The organism is Denitrificimonas caeni (genome assembly GCF_027498055.1).
GTDB lineage: Bacteria > Pseudomonadota > Gammaproteobacteria > Pseudomonadales > Pseudomonadaceae > Denitrificimonas.
In genome coordinates, this window is the sequence record NZ_CP114976.1 from 2422386 (window position 1) to 2438255 (window position 15870).

General features: G+C 50.4%; 15 protein-coding genes and 1 riboswitch. Of the genes, 6 read left to right on the forward strand and 9 right to left on the reverse strand.

Annotation, left to right across the window (positions count from 1 at the left end; all coding sequences use genetic code 11):
• Positions 1-11 precede the first annotated feature (11 nt).
• The 3 genes from O6P33_RS11270 to O6P33_RS11280 are packed head-to-tail and all read right to left on the reverse strand — an operon-like array spanning position 12 to position 3519.
• Positions 12-1862 (reverse strand): GldG family protein, encoded by a 1851-nt coding sequence (locus tag O6P33_RS11270; RefSeq protein ID WP_269817873.1) that lies wholly within the window; start codon positions 1860-1862, stop codon positions 12-14.
• A gap of 2 nt (positions 1863-1864) precedes the next feature.
• A complete protein-coding gene (locus tag O6P33_RS11275) occupies positions 1865-2599 on the reverse strand; it encodes an ABC transporter permease subunit (protein WP_269817874.1) in 735 nt (244 codons plus the stop codon).
• Positions 2596-3519, reverse strand: coding sequence for an ABC transporter ATP-binding protein (locus tag O6P33_RS11280; RefSeq protein WP_269817875.1), 924 nt, complete (start codon positions 3517-3519; stop codon positions 2596-2598). The genes O6P33_RS11275 and O6P33_RS11280 overlap by 4 nt, the downstream gene beginning before the upstream one ends.
• Before the next feature lie 275 nt (positions 3520-3794).
• On the opposite strand from O6P33_RS11280, the gene plsB reads away from it, so the two are divergent.
• Together plsB and O6P33_RS11290 are read left to right on the forward strand one after the other, a co-directional pair.
• Positions 3795-6260, forward strand: coding sequence for a glycerol-3-phosphate 1-O-acyltransferase PlsB (plsB, locus tag O6P33_RS11285; RefSeq protein ID WP_269817876.1), 2466 nt, complete (start codon positions 3795-3797; stop codon positions 6258-6260).
• A 43-nt stretch (positions 6261-6303) separates the two neighbouring features.
• Positions 6304-6512, forward strand: a riboswitch (yybP-ykoY riboswitch).
• Positions 6513-6519: 7 nt separating this feature from the next.
• Positions 6520-7095: a TMEM165/GDT1 family protein gene (locus O6P33_RS11290; protein ID WP_269817877.1), complete on the forward strand. Its 576-nt coding sequence runs from the start codon at positions 6520-6522 to the stop codon at positions 7093-7095.
• 55 nt (positions 7096-7150) lie between these two features.
• On the opposite strand, the gene O6P33_RS11295 is transcribed toward O6P33_RS11290, so the two are convergent.
• Positions 7151-8107, reverse strand: coding sequence for an NAD(P)H-quinone oxidoreductase (locus O6P33_RS11295; RefSeq protein ID WP_269817878.1), 957 nt, complete (start codon positions 8105-8107; stop codon positions 7151-7153).
• A 128-nt stretch (positions 8108-8235) separates the two neighbouring features.
• Here O6P33_RS11295 and O6P33_RS11300 point away from each other — a divergent pair, with 128 nt between their 5' ends.
• The gene (locus O6P33_RS11300; RefSeq protein WP_269817879.1) at positions 8236-10326 is read left to right on the forward strand and encodes a carboxy terminal-processing peptidase; all 2091 of its coding nucleotides are present in this window, start codon (positions 8236-8238) and stop codon (positions 10324-10326) included.
• A 96-nt stretch (positions 10327-10422) separates the two neighbouring features.
• Here O6P33_RS11300 and O6P33_RS11305 read toward each other — a convergent pair whose 3' ends face one another.
• The 5 genes from O6P33_RS11305 to tcdA form a co-directional block, all read right to left on the reverse strand.
• Positions 10423-10899 (reverse strand): sel1 repeat family protein, encoded by a 477-nt coding sequence (locus O6P33_RS11305; protein ID WP_269817880.1) that lies wholly within the window; start codon positions 10897-10899, stop codon positions 10423-10425.
• A gap of 2 nt (positions 10900-10901) precedes the next feature.
• Positions 10902-11270 carry a hypothetical protein gene (locus O6P33_RS11310; protein ID WP_269817881.1) on the reverse strand — a complete coding sequence of 123 codons (369 nt, stop codon included), beginning with the start codon at positions 11268-11270 and terminating at the stop codon, positions 10902-10904.
• Complete coding sequence (locus O6P33_RS11315; protein WP_269817882.1) at positions 11263-11574, reverse strand: helix-turn-helix domain-containing protein; 312 nt, start codon at positions 11572-11574, stop codon at positions 11263-11265. Before O6P33_RS11315 ends, O6P33_RS11310 begins: the two co-directional genes overlap by 8 nt.
• A 201-nt stretch (positions 11575-11775) precedes the next feature.
• Positions 11776-12531, reverse strand: a complete 756-nt coding sequence (locus tag O6P33_RS11320; protein ID WP_269817883.1) for an FKBP-type peptidyl-prolyl cis-trans isomerase — start codon at positions 12529-12531, stop codon at positions 11776-11778.
• A 221-nt stretch (positions 12532-12752) separates the two neighbouring features.
• Complete coding sequence (tcdA, locus tag O6P33_RS11325; RefSeq protein ID WP_269817884.1) at positions 12753-13568, reverse strand: tRNA cyclic N6-threonylcarbamoyladenosine(37) synthase TcdA; 816 nt, start codon at positions 13566-13568, stop codon at positions 12753-12755.
• A 189-nt stretch (positions 13569-13757) separates the two neighbouring features.
• Here tcdA and O6P33_RS11330 point away from each other — a divergent pair, with 189 nt between their 5' ends.
• The 3 genes from O6P33_RS11330 to O6P33_RS11340 are packed head-to-tail and all read left to right on the forward strand — an operon-like array spanning position 13758 to position 15863.
• Positions 13758-14567, forward strand: a complete 810-nt coding sequence (locus O6P33_RS11330; RefSeq protein WP_269817885.1) for a putative RNA methyltransferase — start codon at positions 13758-13760, stop codon at positions 14565-14567.
• Between the two features lie 2 nt (positions 14568-14569).
• Positions 14570-14944: a hypothetical protein gene (locus tag O6P33_RS11335; RefSeq protein WP_269817886.1), complete on the forward strand. Its 375-nt coding sequence runs from the start codon at positions 14570-14572 to the stop codon at positions 14942-14944.
• Positions 14945-14984: 40 nt separating this feature from the next.
• Positions 14985-15863: a neutral zinc metallopeptidase gene (locus O6P33_RS11340; RefSeq protein WP_269817887.1), complete on the forward strand. Its 879-nt coding sequence runs from the start codon at positions 14985-14987 to the stop codon at positions 15861-15863.
• Positions 15864-15870 lie beyond the last annotated feature (7 nt).

Sequence of the window (15870 nt, forward strand, 5' to 3'; positions counted from 1 at the left end):
TGCCCTAGCGATTAATCTTCTGGCATATGCATCCGCCGAATACGCCGCGTCAAAGCAAACATAATCAGCATAAAGGTCAGCAAAATTGGCATTACAGCCATATTAAAGAATTTCAGTTTAGTTCCCAGCGACTCAATGTCGGCATTGAGTTGGTAGCGGACTTCACGTAATTCCTTGCGTAACTGTAACTTCTCCGCTAAGAATTGCTGCACAGCCTCTTGCTGCTCTGCGGTAAACTCTAAGTCTTCTGCAGGATCAGTGGCTTGCTGCAAAGCATAAAGTTTCTCTTCGGTAGCCGCGAGACGCGCTTGTAACGCCTGCTCTTTTGTACGGAAACGCTCTTGCGCACTGCGTTGTAAATCATCCACCAGCGTAAAGGGACGATTAAAATTACCCCGCGAACGAATGCTAATCAGCGCATCAGAGCCTGAGAGGTTATCTAAAGCATTAATGGTAAAGCTGCCATTATCGGCCCAAGGTTGCGGCAGACGCTGACCAAAGAAGTCTTGCACCTGCACCCACATGCGATCACTGAGCATATCGGTATCAGCCACCACTATCACATTGATATTATCCGCGCTTTGTAAGCCCTGCGCCTGCCCTTCAATGCCGTCAGCAAAGGCTGTGGTGGCTGGACCACTGATCCGCGCTGCCAACACATAGCGCTCACCGGTGGGCTCAAGCTCAGCCAATAACTCTTCAGGATTTTGCAACAAAGCAAAACGCTGAGCGCTAAAAGGCATTGCATATTCAGAGCTGTACAGTAGCGGGGTAAATTGCGTTTTCGCGCCCTCTAGGGGCTCTAAAATACCGGCAGTGGCTAAAGTGATGTCATTGAGTTGCGAGGTAATGACTTCATTGTTGTCTAAGGCTTTTTTCGGCAAGGCCAACCAACCTGGGTGACGCACTGCACGCTGCTGTGCACCGACACCCACCGACATGGCATAAACACCATCGCCCACCACTTGCTCCGGCACCATGCGCAGCCCCCAAGACTTAAACAGCTCAGGTAAATCAGAAGCTTTATTGGCTGCCAATTCACCGGGCAGAGCAGCACTGGTATCTGCTTCGCTGTAGGGGTCTACGAAAGCCAGCAATTTGCCGCCACGTAAAACGAACTGATCGATGGCATACAAAGTGGCTGCACTGAGGTTTTTCGGGTGTACCAACCACAGGGTCTTGATGTGCTCTGGGATCAGATCAACATCATCTTTTAAGCTTTCAATGGCAAACTGCTGACGCACTTCCTCAAGAATGGTCCATGCCGGCATTGGCTGCCCCGCTTGCGGGTTAAAGCCGCCGTTGAGCGCCAATCCAGATAACACTCCAATCACGGGGCGCTCAGCTTGCGCCACACTGCTGATTAAACGGCTTAGCTCATACTCTAATAGCTCTTCTTGATCTAAAGCGAAAAACGGAATGATCTGCTGTGCACCCTGCGAATTTTCTGCAGCCAAGCCAAAGTACAACTGGGCACCGTCTTGTTCGAGCGGCACCGCTTGTAAACCTAACGCTGCAGCGCGGTCTTCATCGGCAGAAAAAGCTTCTGGATCAATCACTTCTAAACGTAACTTACCATCGGCCATGCGCACATAGGCATCCAGCAGTTCCTCAACGCGCTGGGCATAGTTACGCAACATGGGCACATCGCGCGTGGCCTTATCGGAATAGAAGTACTGCAAACTGATCGGCTCTTGCAGCTCACTGAGTAACTGCTTGGTGCCGCTGGACAAGGTGTAAAGTTTTTGCTCAGTAAAATCAATCTGCGTGTTTTTAAACATTGCATTGGACAGCACATTAAAACCAACAAAAGCAATGGCAATCAGCACTAGACCAATACTGGAATACATTAAACGTCTCATCTTTAGTCCGCCTTCTTCAAGTCAATTACCACTGCCGTGGCCAGCAGCCAAGCGACAATAAAGCTTAAGAAATAAAGAAGATCACGCACATCAATTACTCCTTTACTGATTGCCTGGAAGCGCGTTAAGAAACTAAAGGACGCCACCGTATCGAGCAGCCATTGCGGCGCCCAGCCATTAAACACATCAAGCACTAAAGAGAAACCACTGACCACAAACAAAAAGCACAGACTGACGGTCATAATAAACGCAATCACTTGGTTTTTTGCTAAAGCGGACATGCACGCGCCCACTGACAAGTAAGCACCCGCCAGCAACCAGCTACCAATGTAGCCCGTTACAATTGCACCATTATCCGGACTCCCCAGATAGTTAACGGTCAGCACCATGGGAAAAGTCAGCAGCAAGGCAATGCCAGCAAACACCCAAGCTGCTAAAAACTTGCCCACCACACTTTCAAAGCGGGTAATCGGCAAGGTCATCAATAGCTCAATGGTGCCGCTCTTACGCTCTTCTGCCCACATGCGCATGGCCAGCGCTGGCACTAAAAACAAATACAGCCATGGGTGAAAGTTGAAGAAAGGGTTTAAGTTGGCTTGGCCGCTTTCATAAAAGCCGCCCATGTAAAAAGTGAACACACTGGAGAGCACCAGAAAGATCAGTAAAAACACATAGGCCAAAGGCGTGGCAAAAAAACTGGTAAATTCTCGCTTAAAAATAATCGGTAGCTGCTTCATGCCACATCTCCCCGGGTCAAACTACGGAACACTTCATCTAAGCGACCGCGCTCCACTTCCAGCTCTCGCACCTGCCAACCTTGGGCATGAATCAGCTGATTCACTGCTGGGAAAATCACCATGCCGGGCTCAGCTAATAAGGTGATGCTGCCGTCCAACGGATTATCTTCCAGCGCAAGTACCCCAGGCACCTCTTGTAATAACTGGCGATCCAACGGCTGCTCAGCCAAAAGAGTCACTGCTTGATGGTAGCGTGAGCGGCTTTGCAAGGCATAGGGGGTATCATCCACCAATAAACGGCCATGACTGATCACCATAGCGCGGGTACACAGAGCACTGACTTCTTCCAGAATATGCGTGGAGATAATGATTATGCGATCCTTTGCTAGACTCTTAATCAGCTTGCGCACTTGATGCTTTTGATTCGGATCAAGGCCATCGGTGGGCTCATCTAAAATCAGCACCTTAGGATCATGCAGCACCGCTTGAGCTAAACCGACACGGCGTTTGAAACCTTTGGAGAGGGTGTCGATGTTTTGCTCTACCACACGCTCCAACTCAACTAAAGCCACCGCTCGCGCCACCCGTTGGCGTAATTCTTTACCGCGATAGCCACGAATTTGGGCAATAAAGGTGAGAAAGTCCACCACAGTCATATCGCCATAACAGGGCGCACCCTCTGGCAAGTAGCCAATTAAGCGCTGGGCGCGCAGAGTTTGTTTAGCAATATCAAAACCACAAATACTGACCTTGCCCTCACATGGCGGTAAAAAACCGGTGAGCATTTTCATTGTGGTCGATTTGCCAGCACCGTTCGGGCCTAAAAAACCAACCACCTCGCCCGGCGCAATGCTAAAAGATAGGTCATCTACCGCGACCTGCTGCACAAAGCGTTTGGTTAAGTGCGTTACTTCAATCATTACTCCACCCTATCCCATTATTACTACGGGTTTGTCGCCTTAGATAAAGCGGCTTAAGAAAACTGCAGAACTGTGCCACTGCATATTGAAAAAAGAAAGAGCATAGCAGTCAACTCCAACATTAAAGTTAGATTTGTAGTTTTATCACAGCCGACAGACTATTTTTAGCGGCTAAATTGGCGTAAAAAGCGTAATCTTGCCAGTAACGCAAAAACTATTTTTTACTAATATTTAATTCACAGCTTTGCCTGCTGTTGATTTAGGGTCTGCAGTTTATGAGTTTCTCCTCCATTCGTCGTGCGTACTTTGCTATTTTACGTCGCCTGCTACTGCTCTGGGTGCGCTCAGAAACCATCGACAACACCGTCTTTGACGGGTTACGCCAAGACCTTGCACAAGTCTATGTGCTGCAAAAGCCCTCCATCAGCGACCTTGTGGTCTTGGATAACGAATGCCGTAAAGCCGGCCTGAAGCGCCCCAATACCCGTCTGCAAGCGCCAGCCTTAGAGCAGCTCAGCAGCTTTTTTTACTTGCGCCGCGAACCGGATTGGGCTGGACGTAAAACCACGCAACACATCTCCCCCACATTAAAAAAACTGGTGCAAGCTGTTGAGTCCGGCCAGATCGAAAATGTGCAAGTGGTACCCGTTACCGTATTTTGGGGGCAATCGCCAGACCGTGAAACCAGCCCATGGAAACTGTTACTGGCTGACAGTTGGGCGGTCACTGGACGCTTGCGGCGTTTATTCCAAGTACTGATTTTAGGCCACAAAACCCGTGTGCAATTTTCTGCGCCCATTCAATTGGCCGAGCTGGTTGCACAGGGTAAAGGGGTAGAGCGCACTGAGCGCATGTTACACCGACTACTGCGTGTACATTTCCGCAACAGTAAAGCAGCTGTTATCGGCCCAGACCTCTCCCACCGCCGTAACCTTGTTAAAGCCCTGATCCATGAACCACAAGTGCGCCAGCGCATTGCTGAAGAAGCGCAGCGCGACGGCATTAGCATCGAAAAAGCCCAACAACGCGCGCTCAAATACGGCAATGAAATCGCTTCAGATTATGCCTATACCGCCATTCGTTTTTTAGAAGTGGTGCTCAGCTGGTTTTGGAATAAGTTTTATGACGGAATCAAGGTCAACAATCTAGATGGCGTGCGTGAAGTTGCCCATGGCCACGAAATTATTTACGTGCCCTGCCATCGCAGCCACATTGACTATCTATTGATGTCGTACTTGCTCTTCACCAATGGTTTAACGCCGCCGCACATTGCCGCTGGTATCAATCTAAATATGCCGATCATTGGTGGCTTATTACGCCGTGGTGGGGCATTCTTTATGCGCCGTACCTTCCGTGGCAACCCGCTCTACGCCAGTGTGTTTAATGAGTACCTGCACACCTTATTCAGCAAAGGTTTTCCGGTTGAATATTTCGTAGAGGGTGGTCGCTCACGCACTGGACGCACCTTACAACCGAAAACCGGCATGCTGGCCATTACCCTAAACAGCTTTTTGCGCTCACAGCGTTTACCAATTGTCTTTATCCCGGTTTATATCGGCTATGAGCGTGTCTTGGAAGGCCGCACTTACCTTGGTGAGTTGCGCGGTGCCAGTAAGAAAAAAGAATCATTTTTTGATGTATTCCGCGTGATTGCTGCCATTCGAAAACAGCGCTTCGGTCACGTTTCGGTGAATTTTGGTCAACCCCTAAAACTAACCGAGTTTATGCACCAGCAACAACCCAACTGGCTGCACGAGCTTAAGCATGAAAACCCAGCCACACTGAGCCCGGTCGCACAACAATTGGCCACGCGCATTGCGCAACATATTAATGCTGCGGCAGCGATTAACCCGGTGAATTTGGTTGCTTCAGCATTACTGTCAACCCAACGCTTGGCCTTGGATGAAAACGGCCTCACTCGGGTTATCAATTTGTACCTGTCACTATTGCGCAGCGTACCCTATTCCAATTACACCAGTCTGCCGCAAGGTGACGGCACCAGTATTATTCATTATGTGCGCGATATGCAGCTTATTAGCGAACAGCAGGATGCCTTGGGGCGCATCTATTATTTAGATGAGCAAAACGCTGTGTTGATGACTTATTACCGCAATAATGTCTTGCACGTCTTCGCTTTGCCGGCATTACTGGCGAGTTTTTTCCACAGCAACGCCCGCATGACGCGTAGCCAAATCATTGAACTGACCCGTGCGCTCTACCCTTATCTGCAAGCTGAGCTATTTACCCACTGGGCACTGGATGAGCTGGATGCAGTAATTGACCAATGGCTGGCCAGCTTCGTTGAGCATGGCTTATTACAACAGGACGGTGAAACCTATCAGCGCCCGGCTCCCAGCTCGCAGCATTATGTTTTGCTGGGCTTATTGTCGCGCACGCTGCTGCAGACTTTGCAGCGTTTTTATATGGCCATTGCGCTTTTACTTAATAAAGGCCAAAACGCACTCGATGCCCAGCAATTAGAGGAACTGTGTACTGTTATGGCGCAACGCTTATCCATTTTGCATGGGCTCAACGCACCAGAGTTTTTCGACAAAAGCTTATTCCGGCACTTTATCCAAACGCTGATCAATGAAGGTGTTGTGCAAACAGATACGGCGGGCAAGCTCAGTTATCACGAGAAGCTCGGCTCCTTAGCGGAAAGTGCTGCCAAACGCGTACTCCCCGCGGAAATTCGCTTATCCATTCGACAAGTGACCGACGATGAAGATGAGGCGCTATAACCGAGGCTTTGCTCTTGCTTTAGCAAACTAAAGTATTTAGTATCGTCTCGTCTTGGGGGAGTAGTCGGCTACGGACTGATCTGTAGCGTGCACGTCAACATACTTGATCAACAGATCATGGCGTGTACACCTTAGTGGCAGTGCCTAGTGTTTTGGCGCAGAGCTGAGGCTGGCGAGACCCATGACATACATAACCTTACCGGGTGGCAAGGCTGTGTGTGTCATGGTTATCTAACTTGTCCGCCCTAAGGTTTTTTCTATGTTTGAAACACTTTTTATCTCCACTGGCATCGTAGCGCTCGCCGAAATTGGCGACAAAACCCAACTACTTGCGTTACTCCTCGCTGCCCGCTACCGCAAACCCATCCCCATTATTCTCGGCATCCTAGTTGCAACCTTGGCCAATCACTTTTTGGCCGCTGCAGTTGGCCATCAAGTGGCACAGCTGTTTTCGGCAGCAACTCTAATGTGGATTTTAACCCTGTGTTTTCTTGCCGTAGCTGCTTGGACCTTAGTCCCCGACAGCTTAGATGATGAAGGGCAGATAGCCACTAAGTACGGTCCATTTCTGGCGACCTTAATTGCTTTCTTTATTGCTGAAATGGGGGATAAAACGCAAGTGGCCACAGTGATGCTGGCTGCACAGTTTGAGTATTTCTGGCTGGTTGTCGCGGGTACCACGCTGGGCATGTTGATAGCCAATGTGCCTGTGGTATTAGTGGGTAACTTTGCTGCCGAACGTTTGCCGTTAAAACTCATTCGCTCGCTTGCCGCAGCAGGCTTCTTGATCTTTGCTCTGTATTGCGCTTGGCAAGCAATCGAATTAATGGGGTAAAACCAGCGCCCTGCGAAGACTGCTTCCACAGACTTCTGCAGGGCAACTTGGCCCTTTACTCTACTGCGATCTGCAATACCACCTTGCCGTTTACCTGATTGCTCGCGAGGCGCGCAAATGCCGCCTCAGCATCTTGCCAAGCAAACACTTCCTCAGCTTGTGCTTGCAGCGCACCGCTGGCAAATAACGGCCAAACCTTGTCTGCCAGCTGCGCCATCAGTTCGCCTTTAAAAGCGTCATCACGGCTGCGTAAAGTTGAACCTATTAATTGAACACGCTTACCCAGGAGCTGTGCCAAATCCAGTTCTGCCCGGCGCCCACCCATTAAACCGATATTCACCCAACGGCCATCCACGGCCAGCATTTTCAGGTTCTGTGCAGCGTAACTGGCACCCACCGGATCTAAAATCACATCAAAAGGCGCAAAATCCTGCAAACCCTCAATGCCCTGCTCGCGTAGCACACCGCCCTCTGCGCCCAGCTCTTGGCAGTAGGCTAAACGCTCAGCCGAACCGACACTGACCCAGCACGGGCTGTTAAACGCTTTACACAACTGGATCGCTGCGGAACCAACACCACTGGCGCCAGCATGCAATAACACTTTCTCGCCCGGCTGCAGTTTAGCCAGCTGAAACACATTCAACCACGCTGTCACATAAACCTCTGGGACTGCGGCAGCTTCTAATAAACTCAAACCCTCAGGTACCGGCAATACATGGCGGGCATCGACACAAACTTCCTCAGCCATACCGCCGCCAGCCAGTAAGGCGCAGACGCGATCACCAACTTGCCACGAGCTGCCAGCGCCCACTTCAGTGATAATCCCTGCGCACTCCAAGCCCAAGATATCACTCACACCCGGTGGCGGTGGGTAAAGCCCAGCAACCTGCAATAGGTCAGCACGGTTGAGTCCCGCAGCAATCACGCGGATGCGTACCTGCCCTTCAGCGCAAACTGGGGTTTCGCACTCAATTATGGTTGGACGGCCTTCTCTGCCTTGCAATGCTTTCATTGTGCCTCCATATTGTTAGTCATACGATTAACTGTAATCTTTTTATTACTGAATACAGCCTACAATGGAACTGTAATCACTTTAGGTGGCCTATAATGCGTCATTACTCACTGAAACGAAGAACCAGCATGAAGCATATTATAACTCGCTCAGCCCTTGCTTTAGTTGTGGGCCTCGCTGCTGTACCTGCCACGTATGCAGTGAGCAAAGCACAACAATGGGACTACTTACAACCCGACCGCGACCAAATGATCGCCAGCCTTAACGTTGTTGAGTTGCTGAAACGCCACCATTACAGCAAACCACCCTTGGATGATGCCCGTTCGCGCAAGATGTATGCAGGCTACCTAAAGATGCTTGACCCCATGCGCATCTACTTTACTGCCAACGATGTACAGCAGTTTGACCAGTGGGCTACGCAATTCGATGATTTCCTCAAAAGCGGCAATCTAGAGCCCGGTTATGCCATGTACAATCGGCACCTGACCCGTCAAGATCAATATCTAGATTATGCGCTCAATCAGCTCAGCAAAGGTGTTGATGCCATTGACTTCACGGTTGCAGAAACGTTTGAAACCGATCGTGAAAAAGCGCCTTGGGCCAGCGATGAAGCAGCACTGCAAGACTTATGGCGCAAGCGTTTAAAAGACGAAGTGTTGCGTTTGAAAATTGCCAATAAAGAACCCAAGGCAATTGAAGAGTTACTCATCAAACGCTACAAAAACCAACAAAAACGTTTGCTGCAAACCCGCAGTGAGGATGTGTTTCAAGCCTATATCAATGCTTTTGCACAAACCTATGATCCACACACCACCTATTTATCGCCGGATAACGCCGAGAACTTCGATATCAATATGAGTTTATCGCTCGAAGGTATCGGTGCCATGCTGCAAGGTGATAATGAGCATGTGAAAATTGTTCGTTTAATTCCTGCCGGCCCCGCTGAAAAAAGCAAGCTGGTTGCTCCCGCAGATAAAATCATTGCCGTGGGCCAAGCCGATAAAGAACTGGTGGATGTTATCGGCTGGCGTTTAGATGAAGTGGTTAAGCTGATTCGTGGCCCGAAAGGTTCGCAAGTACGCTTAGAAATCATTCCAGCCAGCAATGCACCCAATGATCCAACCAGTAAAGTCGTCACTCTTACCCGTGAAGCGGTAAAACTCGAAGAGCAAGCGGCAAAAAAATCGATACTCAACCTCGATCAAGACGGCCGCGAAGTGAAACTGGGCGTCATTGAAATCCCTGCTTTCTATTTAGACTTTAAAGCCTACCGCTCTGGTGATCCGGATTACAAAAGTACCACCCGCGATGTCAAGCGCCTTATTACTGAATTGCAGGAAGAAGGCGTCGAAGGCATTGTCATTGATCTGCGCAATAATGGCGGCGGTTCTTTGCAAGAAGCCACTGAACTGACCGGTTTATTTATTGAGCAAGGACCAACAGTCTTGGTGCGCAACAGTGACGGACGCATTGATGTGCTGACCGATGAGCACCAAGGTGTCTTTTACGACGGCCCTTTGACTGTTCTGGTAAACCGTTTATCAGCTTCCGCCTCAGAAATTTTTGCTGGCGCGATGCAGGACTACCACCGCGCACTCATCATTGGCGGCCAAACTTTTGGTAAAGGCACAGTACAAACCATTCAGCCGCTCAACCATGGCGAGCTGAAACTGACTTTAGCAAAGTTCTACCGTGTTTCTGGACAAAGCACTCAGCACCAAGGGGTTATTCCTGACATCAGCTATCCGGCAGATATGGACATTAATGAGATTGGTGAAAGCGCCCTGCCTGAGGCTATGCCTTGGGACAGTATCAAACCGGCACACAAGCCTAGCCATGACCCTTTCAAACCCTTTATTGCTGAGCTAAAAGCCCGTCATGATGCGCGCACTGACGATAACCCTGACTTTGTCTTCAGCCGCGAACGCTTGGCCTTAAACCAGCGCTTAATGCAGCAAACTGAAGTGAGCCTCAATGAAGTTGAGCGCCGCGCTCAGTATGCAAAAATTGAGCAAAAGCAACTGGCAATTGAAAATGCCCGCCGCGCCAGCAAAGGCGAAGAGCAATTAAAAACCATGCTTAAAGACGAGGATGAAGATCATATCGCCGCTCTTGAAGAAGAGAGCAAGCTCAAGCCTGAAGATGATGCATACCTGTCAGAAACAGGCCGCATTCTCCTCGACTGGTTGAGCTTATCGCCAATGGCCAAGAACGACTAAAGCCATTGGCGAATACGAACTAACACTTTATCCCGCCGCTTTGGCGGGATATTTTTATCAGGGTAATAACCCTAGCCCAGTACTGCACTCACCGCTTCAAGCCAAACCCTCTAAGAGCGCCAATTTTTCTTGAATGCGCTGCGCTTCTGCAGCATTGGCTGCTAACTGTGGCCCGCCCTGCTCATACAACGCCAACAACTTCTGCAAGGCCAGTGGATGCCCAGCACTACCTGCCAACTCCCACCAGTGTGCAGCCTGCAAGGCATCAGCAGGTTCATTGAGCGAACCTTTTATTGCCTGCTCACCCAGCTGATAAGCAGACTTAGCATCACCCGCTTCAGCTGCTAAGCGCAGCAAACGTAAGCCTTCTTTTTTTGCAGCCAGCCCCTGTCCGCGGTGTAACAACACATGGCCATAAAAGGCCCGCGCCGCCATATCATCGTAGCTGCACATGCGAGAAAAACGCTCTTGCATCCACTGCCAAATACGTTGATTTTCAACCGCCCAGCGCTGATTAAACAGCCGGCGCGCAATGGCATAGCCAATCTGCGCTCGTGATTTTGCAAAAAGCATGCTTACACCTCTGGATAGTTAAATGAATAGACTTGCGCCAGTTCCGCAGCCAACCAAGCGGCAACCGCATCTTCATCAATGCCGCCGACAAAGCGCCCGAGCTGCTGCACACACTGAATAAAACCCAATTGCGGGTGAGCAGGACGTGCTTGACTGACAACCAAGGCACTGCGCAATGGCCAGCCGTGCTGATGATCAGCACGGGCCAACTGCTCTAAGGCCAAAGCCAAGCGCCGCACACTGGGCACTGGCAACTGTAGCTGCTCAATCACTTGCCGGTAAGTGAGCACCGTCCGCTGTTGTTGAGCAGCAGCCAGCAGCTTGAGTAACCCCGCCTGCTGCTGCGCACTAAGCGCCAAAGCATCACTCATCTTGCCAGCCTGAAACCTTTAAAGCCCGTGCCAAGGTACGCTTTAAGACATCACTGACTTCGCGCTCACCGCTTTCAATCATCTGCAAGTAATGCGCACTGATTCCAGCTTCCCGGGCAACATCTTCCAGGGCTAAACCTGCTTGCTCACGCAAGGCTTTCAATTCACGCAAACTGGCTAAAGGCTGCTCTTTAACGCTGCTTGGCTGATCTCGTCCGGCGTCCTTTAACAGTTGCATGTACTGTTCCCAAGGCAGCACTGCATATTCAGGTTTTCCATCGCGGGCTATTACTTGTACATTCATCTCAGCATCCAAATAAATTAAAATATAACTTATACTACGCCACAGCCGAGTAAAAAACAGGCAGGGGTAAACCTCAGGCTAGGCAGCCAGCAGCAGACTTAGCCGCTGGCCTAGTACGCTAGCAAACACTGCCATGCATTACTCCAGCACAAATAAAAACGCCCCGTTAATTAACAGGGCGTTTGCATAAGCGCGATCGACTTACTCTTCGATAACTTCAACCGGCTCACTGGCTTCCACATCAACGACTTCTGCATCATCGTTGCCGGCGATATCTAACAACTCAACTTCAAATACTAAAGTGGAATTTGCTGGGATCGCAGGTGTTGGACTTTGCGCGCCATAGGCTAATTCGCTGGGAATATAGAACTTATATTTCTCACCAACGTTCATCAGCTGCAAGCCTTCAACCCAGCCTGGAATCACTCCGCCGACTGGAAACTCAACTGATTCACCGCGCTCAATGGAGCTATCAAACACCGAGCCATCGGTTAAAGTACCCTCGTAATGCACGCTAACAACATCACTCACTTTAGGCTTGGCGCCATCGGCTTTAGTAATGATTTCATACTGCAAACCTGAATCTGTAGTTACAACTCCATCACGCTTAGCATTTTCAGCTAAGAATGCCGCACCCGCTTGCGCAACTTCATCATTGAGTGCTGCCATGCGTTCTTGCGCACGGGCTTGTAAAAAGCCGAAAGCTTCCATTAACTCATCATCGCTCAAGCGCTGCTCTTTATTTGCTAAGGCATCTTCAATCCCTAAAGCAACAGCTTGTGAGTCAAGATCATCCATGCCTTCTTGGCTCAGGTTTTTACCCATGCTGAGACCAATGCCGTAAGAGGCTTTTTGTGCCGGCGTTTTCAGGTCAGAACTGACTGCAGCTTGGTTATCACAGCCAGCCAATACGAGAGCGAGCACTGCAGCCGAAGCTGCTAAACGATGTAACTTCATTATAATGTCCTTGTCTGATGCCTGACGGCTTTTTGTGTACACAGGCCCTGATGTTAACAGTCGACCCTAGCCACTGGCTACCGCCTTAAGAAGGTAAAACTGCAGATTAGTTCAATACTTAAGAACTCTTTTCACCGTTCAATCACTCAATCGCAGCTAACCGCAACAAGCTGCAGCCACAACGCACTGCAGCCGCCGCAATAGGCAGGCACAGCTGTCGATTAATCAGCTATTTGCCCCGATTGTTTACGCTCGGAGGGGCGCCGTGCGCCAGCAACTAATTTATCCAGCGCCCGCGCAGCAGCCACTAAGCCAAAACTAGCCGTTACCGTCATCGCTGCGCCAAAACCTCCGGCACAATCCAAGCGCACGCCCTCACCGACAAAACCCTTGCTCTGGCAAACACTGCCGTCCGGCTTTGGGTAACGCAGCTGCTCGGTAGAAAACACACAGGGCACACTATAGTGGCGACCTGGGGTGCGGGAAAAGCCATACTCACTGCGTAACAATGAACGCACTCGCGCCGCTAACGGGTCATTGAAGGTTTTATTCAAATCACCCACCCGTATTTGTGTGGGATCAATTTGTCCACCGGCACCACCGGTAGTCACTATCTGAATTTTGCGGCGCTTGCACCAAGCAATTAGAGCGGCCTTGGCTTGTACGCTATCAATGCAGTCCACAACAAAATCAAGCTCTTGAGTTATGTACTGGGCCATGGTGTCTTGACTGACAAAATCCGCCACCGCATGCACGACACACCCTGGGTTGATCGCCTGCAGGCGCTGAGCCATCACATCCACTTTCGCCAGCCCTACGGTCTCAGTTAGAGTATGCGCCTGACGATTGGTATTGGTAACGCACACATCATCTAAATCAAATAAGGATATTTCGCCAACACCGGAGCGCACTAATGCCTCAGCCGCCCACGAGCCAACACCGCCAATCCCCACCACAGCCACATGGGCTTGCGCTAAGCGTTGCAAAGCATCCACACCATAGAGGCGTGCTATGCCGCCAAAACGTAAATCGTCCATCCCACAACCTCGGTAAAATCGCTGCGACATTCTAGCAGCAATCACCATCACGCTTACAAAACAGCGCTGATTTCACTACACTGTACGCAGTCTTTTACTGTGTTGATGGCCAGCGCCCAGCACTCAAGCGTGCGGTTCGCTGCATATTTAACGACAACCTGTATTTAATTCTAAGGTCCGGTGACTGGCATGCTTATTTGCCCCATCTGCCAATCGGCACTGAGCGCGTACGAAAACAGCTTGCGCTGCAGTAATCAGCACAATTTCGACCGTGCCCGCCAAGGCTATATCAACGTATTACCGGTACAACATAAAAAAAGCCGTGCCCCTGGTGACAATCAGGCCATGGTACAAGCACGCCGTGACTTTCTCTCTGCTGGCCATTACGCGCCTCTAGCAGAGCGCTTTGCTCAGCTCATGCAAGAGCGCCAACCCCAGCATTGGCTCGATATCGGCTGCGGTGAAGGTTATTACAGCGCGCACATTGCTCGCGCCTTATCCGAAAGCCAAGGTTACGCTTTAGATATTTCCCGCGAAGCAGTGAAGCACGCCTGTAAACGTAATGCGCAAACCACTTGGCTGGTTGCCAGTATGGCGCGCCTGCCTTTAGCTACAGCCAGCTGCCAAGCCATTGCCAGTATTTTTAGCCCCATTGACTGGCAAGAAGCGCTGCGGGTATTAGCGCCAGGCGGTGCTGTGCTGCGCATGGGCCCTTGCAGTGATCATCTGCAGGAACTGCGCGAACAACTCTATGACGATGTACGCAGCTACGATGACAGCAAACATTTACAACTGCTGCCTCAAGGCCTGCAGCCTATCCACAGTGAAACCTTACGCTTCACCCTGACTTTAGATGATGCCCAAGCACGCAGCGATTTATTAGCCATGACCCCACACGGTTGGCGCGCTAACTCGGCGCGACGGGAAGCAGTGATTAACAATACGCTGACCACTACCGTCGCTATTCGCTATGACTGGATTGAAAAAACGGAAACCTAACTATGCGCCAACCCGACATTGAAATTTACCTCAAAGATGCAGACCGTGCAGCAATCGGTGCTTGGCTCACGGCCGCCCTCAATGCCCCCTGCGCTTGGCAACAAAAAGGTCGCGTATGGCGCTGTAATTGCGCCAATATCCCGGTGGTTTTATTTGAAAAAGCCGTGGGCGCTTGGCACAGCTTACTACTGGAAAGTGCCGATACCCCCTGGGCTAACGATGCACAGTGCGCACAAGCTGCCGCTGCTTATCTGCAAGTCAATGTGCGCTGCGCCCCCGGCAGCTGGCAAGAAGCCGATGGTGTAAACGATGCTGACAACTGGTTGCAAGCCAAAGCTGACGGACAACTTGAAACCATCACCTGGCATACCGCTTAAGCAGCAACGGCTTTGAGTCAGTCAACAGAGTAGGAAGTTTATGCGTTGGAAAAAAGCACGGCGCAGTGACAACGTTGTAGATCAGCGCGGCAGCAGGCGGCAAGTCGGCGGTAAAGGCCTCAGCCTAGCAGCAGTTGCGCTGATTATAGTTGTCGGCCTGATTAGCGGCCAAGATCCCCTGCAAATTGTCAGCAATATTGCCGGACAAGCGATCCAACAAGGCGGCATTAATACCGGTGCTCATAACAGCAAGCAACCCACCGTAGTCCAGCAGAATGCGCAGACTGAGTTTGTGCGCGCTATTTTAGGTGATACCGAAGATACCTGGCGCAGCTTATTTAAACAGGCTGGTAAACACTATGCCGACCCTACCCTAATTTTATTTAGCGGCAGTGTCCGCTCCGCTTGCGGTTTTGCTGACGCTGCAGTGGGGCCATTTTACTGTCCAGCAGATCAGCAAGTGTATCTCGACTTATCCTTTTTCAAAGAAATGGAGCAACGCTTTGCCGCCACTGGCGAGTTTGCCCAAGCATATGTGATTGCCCATGAAGTAGGTCATCATGTGCAAACTTTACTGGGTGTTTCAGCTAAAGTGCATGCTGCCCGTCAACGCGGGGAGTCAGTCAAAGGACACAACGGTTTACTGGTCCGCCAAGAATTACAAGCAGACTGTTTTGCCGGGGTCTGGGCCCACCATGCACAACAGCGGCACGCTTGGTTAGAACCCGGCGATTTAGCTGATGCTCTCAACGCTGCGCAAGCCATTGGCGATGACCGCCTGCAAAAGCAAGCGCACGGTCATGTTGTACCTGACTCTTTTACCCACGGTACTTCCGCACAACGTGAACGATGGTTTAGCCAAGGCTATAAAACAGGCAATGTTAGCCAATGCGATACTTTTACTGCACAACGGCTGTGATAGATTT

Bases quoted from the DNA above. Each gene is read 5' to 3' on its own strand.
- O6P33_RS11270 (WP_269817873.1), bottom strand. From the start codon at position 1,862: ATGAGACGTTTAATGTATTCCAGTATTGGTCTAGTGCTGATTGCCATT.
- O6P33_RS11275 (WP_269817874.1), bottom strand. From the start codon at position 2,599: ATGAAGCAGCTACCGATTATTTTTAAGCGAGAATTTACCAGTTTTTTT.
- O6P33_RS11280 (WP_269817875.1), bottom strand. From the start codon at position 3,519: ATGATTGAAGTAACGCACTTAACCAAACGCTTTGTGCAGCAGGTCGCG.
- plsB (WP_269817876.1), top strand. From the start codon at position 3,795: ATGAGTTTCTCCTCCATTCGTCGTGCGTACTTTGCTATTTTACGTCGC.
- O6P33_RS11290 (WP_269817877.1), top strand. From the start codon at position 6,520: ATGTTTGAAACACTTTTTATCTCCACTGGCATCGTAGCGCTCGCCGAA.
- O6P33_RS11295 (WP_269817878.1), bottom strand. From the start codon at position 8,107: ATGAAAGCATTGCAAGGCAGAGAAGGCCGTCCAACCATAATTGAGTGC.
- O6P33_RS11300 (WP_269817879.1), top strand. From the start codon at position 8,236: ATGAAGCATATTATAACTCGCTCAGCCCTTGCTTTAGTTGTGGGCCTC.
- O6P33_RS11305 (WP_269817880.1), bottom strand. From the start codon at position 10,899: ATGCTTTTTGCAAAATCACGAGCGCAGATTGGCTATGCCATTGCGCGC.
- O6P33_RS11310 (WP_269817881.1), bottom strand. From the start codon at position 11,270: ATGAGTGATGCTTTGGCGCTTAGTGCGCAGCAGCAGGCGGGGTTACTC.
- O6P33_RS11315 (WP_269817882.1), bottom strand. From the start codon at position 11,574: ATGAATGTACAAGTAATAGCCCGCGATGGAAAACCTGAATATGCAGTG.
- O6P33_RS11320 (WP_269817883.1), bottom strand. From the start codon at position 12,531: ATGAAGTTACATCGTTTAGCAGCTTCGGCTGCAGTGCTCGCTCTCGTA.
- tcdA (WP_269817884.1), bottom strand. From the start codon at position 13,568: ATGGACGATTTACGTTTTGGCGGCATAGCACGCCTCTATGGTGTGGAT.
- O6P33_RS11330 (WP_269817885.1), top strand. From the start codon at position 13,758: ATGCTTATTTGCCCCATCTGCCAATCGGCACTGAGCGCGTACGAAAAC.
- O6P33_RS11335 (WP_269817886.1), top strand. From the start codon at position 14,570: ATGCGCCAACCCGACATTGAAATTTACCTCAAAGATGCAGACCGTGCA.
- O6P33_RS11340 (WP_269817887.1), top strand. From the start codon at position 14,985: ATGCGTTGGAAAAAAGCACGGCGCAGTGACAACGTTGTAGATCAGCGC.